Source organism: Candidatus Thiothrix phosphatis (genome assembly GCF_035668035.1).
Lineage (GTDB): Bacteria > Pseudomonadota > Gammaproteobacteria > Thiotrichales > Thiotrichaceae > Thiothrix > Thiothrix phosphatis.
Map to the genome: position 1 here is coordinate 1 of NZ_JAYMYJ010000060.1, position 8,903 is coordinate 8,903.

The 8,903-nt window shown below is 58.3% G+C and carries 5 protein-coding genes; 2 read left to right on the plus strand and 3 right to left on the minus strand.

Annotated features, from left to right (window positions below):
• Positions 1–1,556 (minus strand): tetratricopeptide repeat protein (locus tag VSS37_RS07215; RefSeq protein WP_324694130.1); only part of this gene is annotated, 1,556 nt, incomplete at its 3' end.
• A gap of 242 nt (positions 1,557–1,798) precedes the next feature.
• Here VSS37_RS07215 and VSS37_RS07220 point away from each other — a divergent pair.
• Together VSS37_RS07220 and VSS37_RS07225 are read left to right on the plus strand one after the other, a co-directional pair.
• Positions 1,799–4,663 carry a CHAT domain-containing protein gene (locus VSS37_RS07220; protein WP_324694131.1) on the plus strand — a complete coding sequence of 955 codons (2,865 nt, stop codon included), beginning with the start codon at positions 1,799–1,801 and terminating at the stop codon, positions 4,661–4,663.
• A complete protein-coding gene (locus VSS37_RS07225; RefSeq protein ID WP_324694132.1) occupies positions 4,660–6,696 on the plus strand; it encodes a TonB-dependent receptor in 2,037 nt (678 codons plus the stop codon). The genes VSS37_RS07220 and VSS37_RS07225 overlap by 4 nt, the downstream gene beginning before the upstream one ends.
• 17 nt (positions 6,697–6,713) lie before the next feature.
• Here the strand turns inward: VSS37_RS07225 and VSS37_RS07230 are convergent, their stop codons facing one another.
• Complete coding sequence (locus tag VSS37_RS07230; RefSeq protein WP_324694133.1) at positions 6,714–8,153, minus strand: trypsin-like serine peptidase; 1,440 nt, start codon at positions 8,151–8,153, stop codon at positions 6,714–6,716.
• 90 nt (positions 8,154–8,243) lie between these two features.
• Positions 8,244–8,903: tetratricopeptide repeat protein (locus VSS37_RS07235; RefSeq protein ID WP_324694134.1), on the minus strand; the 660-nt coding region annotated here is incomplete at its 5' end.

Genomic DNA, 8,903 nt, shown 5'->3' on the forward strand with positions numbered 1-8,903 from the left:
CCACCCAGTTTCTGCAAAGCCTCTTTCGCCGGTGCATAATCCTGTGCAGCAGCCTTGCGATACCATTCCAGCGCTTCGGCCTCACTTTTTGCGACCCCATTCCCTTGGGCATACAACTCCCCCAGATTGAACTGGGCGTCAGGATCATCCTGCTCGGCAGCCTGCCGATACCAAGCGGCGGCGGCACCATAATCCTGTTTGACGCCCCTGCCTGCCGCATACTTGGTGGCCAGATTATATTGTGCCACTGCCAGGCCCTGTTCCGCTGCCTTGCGGAACCAGCCCACCGCCGCCGTGTCGTCTTTCAGGAACCCGTTGCCTTCGTCATACAGCACCCCCAGATTGTTTTGGGCTTCAGCACTGCCTTGCCCTGCTGCCTTGCGGTACCACTTGCCCGCCGCTGCATAGTCTTGCTTGACGCCATTCCCCTGCTTGTACAATAGCCCCAGGTTATATTGGGCGGATGCATGCCCCTGTTTCGCTGCCTTGCGGAACCATTCTGCCGCCGTTGAAGCATTTTTTTCCACACCCTCACCATCCAGATACAGCCGCCCCAGGCTATATTGGGAATAGGCATTGCCTTGCTTGGCGGCTTTCTGGTACCAGTCAGCCGCGATTGCCAGATTTTTTTCAACACCTTGCCCGTTGTAATACATGTCACCCAGATTGTCCTGGCTGACCGCCTCCCCTTGCTCTGCCGCCTTCCGATACCACTTCACGGCTTCAGCGGCGTCCTGCACAACACCATCACCCGTTTTATAGAGCGCCCCCAGATTATTCTGGGAATTGGTATCCCCTGCTTCCGCCGCCTTCCGATACCAGATCGCGGCCTCAACAGTGTTTTTTTCCACCCCTTCCCCTTGGGCGTAAGCCAACCCCAACTGGTACTGGGCAGAAACACTCCCCTGTTCTGCCGCTTTGCGCCACCATTCCACCGCCAGGGCATCGTTTTCTGCAATGCCTTCACCTTGCGCATACATATTCCCCAAATTGTGTTGGGCGGCTTCATACCCAGCTTCTGCCGAGCGCCGATACCATTCGACAGCGGCAGCGTCATCTTCCACCACCCCATCACCTTGGTCATACATGAGCCCCAAACTGAACTGGGCGGGCGCATCCCCTTGATCCGATGCCGTCATGTACCAATCCATGGCTTTTTTGACATTTTTCTCAACGCCGTCACCGTTGAGATACAAGCCAGCCAAAAAATACCGGGCGTTCACATCCCCTTGTTCCGCCGCTTTTTGGTACCACTTGGCAGCAACAGCCGTATCCTTTTTAACGCCAGCACCCTGCTCATAGCGGAACCCCAGCAGAAACTGGGCCGAAGCATTCCCCTTGTCGGCAGCCTGCTGGTACAACTTCAGGACTTCGGCATCCTTTCCCGGCACATCAGCGAGCTTCGATGCCAGCTTCAGCATGGCGCCCGTGTCGCCCTTTGCCACCAAAGCCTTCAGCTCTTCCTGGCTGGCATTATCCAGTGTTTCATCAGCCAAGCAGGCCATGGGGAGAAAACACAACGAGGCCAGCAATCCTTGCATTAGCAGCTTTTTCATTTTTACTCCTGTCAAATATATCAATCATCATTGTATGGCCATACGATGCAAAAACATAAAGGGGGTTAAGGGCAAGGAGCGTAAATTCAGGCATGTAAAAATAAAGACAAAAAAGCTAAAAAAAACTTAAAAAATGCTAAAAACAAGTATTGCCCAGAGTACAATCTATGAATTATTTTTATTTATTAATTGCAAGGCTCACCTTATTTTTATTGCTGCTATTAACAGGCTCCATGCGGGCAATGGCGGATACCCCCAGCGATGCACACGCCCAAACCATCACCCACATTACCCAAACCATTGGGCAAGGGTTTGCTGAACTGAATAAAGGCCAATATGAGCAAGCCACCACCACCGCAACCGCAGCCGGACAAACCGCCCAGCAAGCGCTAGCCGCCTTGCCCACCGCCCCGGATGACCCTGCCCAGGCAAAAATGCGGGCAGAACTGAATTTAGGGCAGGCGCTGGCTTACCAATTACAAGGTCAAATTGACTGGCGGCAAGGGCTGGCACTGCAATTCCAGAGTGAACATGCCAAGGCAGAACCTTTACTCAGGCACGGGCTGGAACTGGCGCAAAAAAGCTTGGCGTTGACGCAGGACAATGCCGCCCAGGCGGGCATCAAGGTTGGCAAGGCCCCCTTCCTGGTGAGTGGGCAAATGCTGGCGTTGGCTGCATCCTACCAACTTCAGGGAAGGCATAACGAAGCCTCCGTATTGCTCGAACAATGCCGCCAACTGTTGGGAACCATGCCTGGGCAATTGGAGGACACATGGGCATCCCTGACCAGTCTTGCCGATTTATACCGGAAGCAAGGCAATCCAGCACAAGCCGAAACCCTGTTGAAAAGCATCATTGATGGCGGGCTGCCACCCGCACACCCCGGCATTGCCACTGCCCTCACCTACCTGGGGCAACTCTACCAGTCGGAAGGGAAATACCAAGAAGCCGAGCAGTGCTACCAACAAAGCATTGAAAAATCGCCAGACAAAGCGCGTGCCGCCCTGCCGCTGGCCTCGCTGTACGAGGCGCAAGCCCATTACGACAAGGCGGAACCCTTGCTCACGGCGGCGCTCGCAGAAATGACCCAACCGCCTGCGCAAGACAGCACGCAAACCGAACAGCAACTTGATGCCACCGTGCTGGCAGGCATCCTCGACATGCAGGGCAGGGTCAACACCGCACTGGGCAATTACAGCGCCGCCCGCACCAGCTTCCAGCAAAACCTCGCCAACAACCTGCTGGCCCCCGCCAGCCCCGGCAGCAAAGCCAACGGCCTGGCCGGGCTGGCCAAGGTTGACGGGCTGCAAAAAGACATTCCCGCCGCCCTGCACCTGATCCAGCAAGCCTGGGAAGAGTATGCGGCACACCCTGGCGCTGACCGCGAACAAGCCAGCGGCCAGCGGCAACTGGCCCGCCTGCACTTGTGGCTGCTCCAGCGCGGGCTGGCATGGCAACAGGCCAACGCCGACACCGCGTTGCCGGAAGCCTTCATCGCCATGCAACAAGCCCACGGCGACGAACGCACCGCAGCACTCCGGCAGACAGCCCTGCGCCTGACGGCCAACGCCCCCGAGATACGGGATGCACTGCAACACCTGTGGCAACAGCAAAACCACCTGCAACGGCTCGACACACAGTATGCCGAATCCCTGGCTGACACAGCTTCATCCCGCCATACAACGCTGGACGACCTGCAACAAGCCATGCAGCAGACCAGCCAAACCATCCGGCAACTGGACCAGGAGCTGCAAACCCGCTTCCCTGCCTATGCCAGTTTGCTGAACCCCACACCCTTGACGCTAGCCAAAGCCCAATCCCTGCTGCAAGCCGATGAAGCCCTGCTGACCTGGGTATTGGGTGAGGGCAACAATAACGACCATTCCTGGCTGCTGGTGCTACGCCCTGACAAACCACCCAAACTGTATGCACTGGATGTCAACCCGTCCGTCTTGCAAGCCAGCCTGAATGACCCTGCCAGCGGTTTGCTGGGCGCGATGGGCAACCCGCAGCAGCCTTTCAACCTCAACACTGCCCATGCCCTGTACCAGCGGTTGCTGGCTCCGGCAGCAGATGACCTCGTGGGTGTGAAACATATCCTGGCAGTGCCGGATGGGGTGCTGCTCAACCTGCCCTTGCACCTGCTGGTCAAATCCAAACCGGAAGCCAGCCCACCCAACCAGCACGGTGATTATGCACATGCCGACTGGCTGGCCCGCCATTACGCCATTTCCTACCTGCCATCAGTCCATGCGCTGGCTGACTTGCGCACCCACCCTGCACCTGTTCAGGATGACGCTGCCCAACCCTTCATGGGCTTTGGCAACCCGGTGTTAACCGGCAGCAACGCTGACTTGCCCGACCTGTTCCAGCAATTGGGCAACCACCTGCAACACGGCAGTGACGGGCTGGACTTCCTCCGCACCACCTCCCTGCTGGCACAATACCTCCAGCCGTTGCCGGATACGGCCACCGAACTGGCCAAGATTGCCAGCCTGCTGCACAGCGAGCCTGACAAAACGTTGTTCCTGGGCAAAGACGCCAATGAAACCCACCTCAAGCAACTGAGCCAGTCCGGCCAGTTACGCCATGGCCGCATCCTCAGTTTTGCCACCCATGCGTTGTTGCCACCAACCAATCAGGGCAACCCCCTGCTTGAGCGGCTGGAACCCGGCCTTGTCCTGACCCCACCAGCGCAGGGTTCTGCCAATGACGATGGCTATTTGACTGCCAGTGAAATTAGTGGGCTGGAACTGAATGCCGACTGGGTGCTACTGTCAGCCTGCAATACCGGCACACTGACGCCACAGGACACTGCCAACGGATTATCCGCCCTCTCCAAAGCCTTTTTTGCCGCCGGGGCGCACAGTGTGCTGGCGTCGCACTGGGCAGTCGATTCCAAGGCAACCACCCAGCTCATGACACAACTGTTTGCGGCATTGCAGCAGGAACCGCACCCACGCAAGGCAGAAGCCCTGCGCCGCGCCATGCTGGAGGCGCTGGCGACACCGGCAGAGTGCGGCTTGCTCTGCTGGCTGGGTTGGCAAGATGCGCCGCAACCGGCACACCCCGCCTATTGGGCCGCCTTTACGATGTATGGTGAATGATGAAAAAACCTTGTTTATTCCTGCCAACAAGTATCCTGTTGGCATTGTCCTCCCCTGTCACCCAGGCGGAAACCCCAACCGGCCTGGAGGTGGACGTATACGCCAACACCAAGCCCAAAGCCCCCAAAATCTCCGGCTACGGGCGCCCTGCTGAACAGATTGCGCAATCCACCGCCCACATCAAGGGCAAGGATGCCGCCAAAACTGGCAGTGACCGGCTGGAAGATTTCGCCGACTACGTGCCGGGCGTGCAAACCGGGTCGGGCAGCGGGATCGGCGGCGTCATCAACATCCGTGGTTTCCGCACCGCACAGGCCACCCTGGATGGCTTGCCGGATGTGCAGGGCTTTTACCTGCGTGACCCTGCCACGCTGGAGAGCGTGGATATTGTCAAAGGCCGTGATTCCAGCCTGTCAGGCTTCGGCACGCCCGGTGGCACATTTGGCTATACCAGCAAAAAGCCGTCCTTCACCCCCAGCCGCACTTTCAGCCTGTTGATGGGCTCACCCTCACAGGTGCGCGGCCTGCTGGATGTCACCGGGGCATTGCGCAACCCGGATTGGGCAGGGCGCTTGTTGGTCAGTGGGCAGCGGGCCGAAACCGGCTATCCCAACGTTGGCGATGACCGTTATTCCATCCTGCCTTCACTGCGCTGGAACGGTGACAACCAGACCCTGCTGTTGAGCCTGGAGCACGGCTGGCAAAACCGTGAAGACCGCAACCTCACCATTTTCCACAACCATGCACCCATTTATAACGTCCCTTATGTTGACCCGCGCTCGACGGCTGACCGCCGCATGACGCGGGTGGCGGTTGATTACAGCCGCCAGCTCAATGAGCAGTGGGAAGCCAGCCTGCAAGCCAGCCATATCAGCGCCGCCCGCAAGGAAACCCATATCGGCATCGGCATTCCCAGCGACGACAACCCCGATGAATGGTATGACTATTACAGAAAAACACGTATGGACTTGGATCAGACCGCCCTGCGTGCGGAACTCAGCCATCAGCGGCACAGCGGGCGGCTGGAACAGCAAACGCGCCTGGGTTTCTTCGCCCAACAGCTTGAGTACTCGTTCCAGTCAGCCGCCATCGTTGGTGAAGCCACCCTCAATGTTTACCAGCCGGTGTTCGGCTACCCACTGCCGGATGACAGTTTGTTGCGCAAAACCGAACTGACCTCCACCGAGCCGGAACGGGCCTGGTACTTGCAGCACCACACCCTGCTCAATGACAAACTGGGCATCAGTGCCGGAATCCGCCGCAGCCATGCCACCATTGATGCCGCCATCCCCGGCTTTGCCGCCCGCAACCTGGATGCCTACGACACCAGCGCCTCCGCTGGCCTGTCATGGAAACTGACCCCACACTGGCAGTGGTTTGCCAGCCACAATGAATCCTTCCAGCCCAACAGCGGCTGGGACAAAAACCACAACCTGTTTGCCCCCGAACAAAGCACCCAGCACGAAACCGGCCTCCGCTACACCCGTGACACGCCCAATGGCAAACCGCTCAAGGCCAGCCTCAGTGTTTTCAACATCAAGCAAAAGAATGTCACCACCCCTGATCCGCTAGACCCCAACTACAGCGTCCTGACGGGTGCCCAGCAAGCCAAGGGCATGGAAGCCAACCTGGAGCAACCCCTAACCCCCAAATTGCACCTGACTGCCGGTTACAGTTACCTCAATGCCCGCATCACCAGCAGCAACGATGGGCTGGCAGGCAACCACCTTGCCAACGTGCCAAGCCATAGCAGTTCCCTGCGGCTGGCCTACACGCCGCAAGCGGATACTGAGCTGGCATTAGGTGTGGTGCGCATTGGCAAGCGCCCCGGCAACAGCAGCAATAGTTTTGAGGTGGACGGCTACACCCGGCTGGATGCCTCTGCCCAATGGAAGCTGGACAAGCGCACCACCCTAAAGGCGGGTGTCGAGAACCTGCTGGACAAGGATTACATTGCCGCCTCGTCAGACATCCATGCGCTGGTGCAGGGGCGCAAGCGCACCCTGACCCTGGGGTTGGAAGTGGCATTTTGAAAGCCTGCCGGGAAGGTTCAGTGGGCAGGGTTCAGCCATGGTTTGAGTAGCGGGTAAGCCAGATCAAAACGGCCATAGACATCCTTCCCGGTAGGGTTGCTGCATGAAACATCGCCCTGGGACAACACACCTTTCAGGTAATGCACACCATCCTTGACAGCCCATAAGCCTGAACCGCTGCTGCCGTGTTCGGTCACCCCGTATGTCCACTGCACAACCGCCATCCGCCCTTCACTGACAGCAACCGGGTTGCCATCCTGCACCTCGGCATGGCCCAAAAAGTACCCTGCCGAAAACAGTTTTGGGGAAATCCCGCCATTAATCCCGTCATGATGGATGCCTGCGACCGCTTCCTGGTAATTGAGTGGTGTCGCCGACCAGCCCGCGTAGGTGGTGTCGGATGGTGGATTGGCCAGCAACTGCACCAAGGTGATGTCCAGCCCCCCATCCGTCGCCAGCAACTTGCTGCCGCCCGCCGTCCATAGCATCCACTGGGCAGCGTCATTGCTGCCACAAGCAGAACCGGCATACCGCCAGAAAAACTCCATGCTGGCGGCATCCTGCGGATTGTCAATGCAGTGGTTGGCTGTCAGGAAATAAGGTATCCCGTCATTGGCGGTGTTGTTCACCACCGTACCCGAACACCGATAAGTGGAACCGTCCACTTTGGTGAACTGATAACCACCGACAGCGGCCCCCGTGCGTTGCCATGCTGGGGTTGCACAAGCCAAACCAATGTAGCAGGCAGCATCATTCGACTCCAGCACCCCCGCTTGTTTCTGCCCGCTAGCCGCATCCATTGCCACATGCGAAAGCTGCGGGATGCCCAACTTGAGGTCTGCCGGTTGCACACCATCAGGCAGGAACACTTCCATCCTCAGCGTGTCGCCTGCCACGGAAGGCGACCAGAACAGGGTATTGCCACTGGCGTCTTTAGGCTGCGCCGCCAATTCAGTGCGGGTGAAAGGGCCGTAAACAGTCTTCGGGTCTGCCGGGGCATAAAACTGCAATTCAACGCCGTCAGGCAAGTTGCCCACTTGCAATTTTACCCGTACCCGTTGTGCACCGCTGGATGTCAGGCCAAGGTAGGCAACCTGCCCCCCCTCCACCGCGACCCAGTGCCAGGTGTCGGGCTGGCCGAAGGAATCTGGCACATTACGCCCAACCCCTATCCGCAAGCCTTTGTCATGGCTGCCGTCCGGTTGTTGCAGGCGGGCGAGCTCCTGGGTGCTTAATGGTGGCAACACCACATCCCCTCCCTGGCTGGATGCCCCGCGTGCAGCACGCACGGGAAGGCTGGCAGGGTCCAGATGCAATTTGGCGGGTGCGGCTTCCTGCGCAGCAGCAGGGTCATGGAAAACCCGCCCCTCCACTTTCACGGCCTCTTCGGCGCTGGCTGGGGCAGCCAACAATAGTGAAAGGGCGGCAAGGCTAATGGCAGTGGTAAAGCGTTTCATGTTTGATCTCCCGAATGGATGGACAATGACTTAAGGTCAACCGTGAGGTTTCATTCCGTCATACGTCATCCGCTCACAAATGGGGTTAAATCAGCGTTTGATGGCGCGGATAGCTGCGGTGCGTTCTTCCAGTGGCTTGGCCAAGGCTGCCCGGTCGGTCTTGTTGTAGAGTTCCGCCAGGTTTTTAAGGCTTCTGGCGACATTCGGGTGGTCTGCCCCCAGTGTCTTTTCACAAATCGCCAGTGAACGCTTATACAGCGGTTCCGCTTGCGCGTACTGGCCTTGGGCAGAATACAGTGCCGCAAGATTGTTCAGGCTGGCGGCGACATCAGGATGGTTTTCCCCCAGTGCCTTTTCCTGTATCGCCAGCGCATGTTTGTACAGCGGCTCCGCCAGTGCGTATTGACCTTGCACACGGTACAGCTCCGCAAAGTTGTTCAGAACCGTGGCGACATCCGGGTGGTTTGTCCCTAGTGCCTTTTCCAAAATCGCCAGCGAGCGTTTGTATAGCGGTTCCGCCTGCGCATACCGCCCTTGGGTACGGTACAACTCCGCAAGGTTGCCCAGAGCCGTGGCGACCTCAGGGTGGTTTCCCCCCAGTACCTTTTCCCCAATTGCCAGCGAGCGTTTGTATAGCGGTTCCGCTTGAGCGTACTGACCTTGCTCACGGTACAGCTCCGCAAAGTTGTTCAGAACCGTGGCGACCTCAGGGTGGTTTCCCCCCAGTACCTTTTCCCCAATTGCCAGCGA

Bases quoted from the DNA above. Each gene is read 5' to 3' on its own strand.
- VSS37_RS07225 (WP_324694132.1), top strand. From the start codon at position 4,660: ATGATGAAAAAACCTTGTTTATTCCTGCCAACAAGTATCCTGTTGGCA.
- VSS37_RS07230 (WP_324694133.1), bottom strand. From the start codon at position 8,153: ATGAAACGCTTTACCACTGCCATTAGCCTTGCCGCCCTTTCACTATTG.
- VSS37_RS07220 (WP_324694131.1), top strand. From the start codon at position 1,799: ATGGCGGATACCCCCAGCGATGCACACGCCCAAACCATCACCCACATT.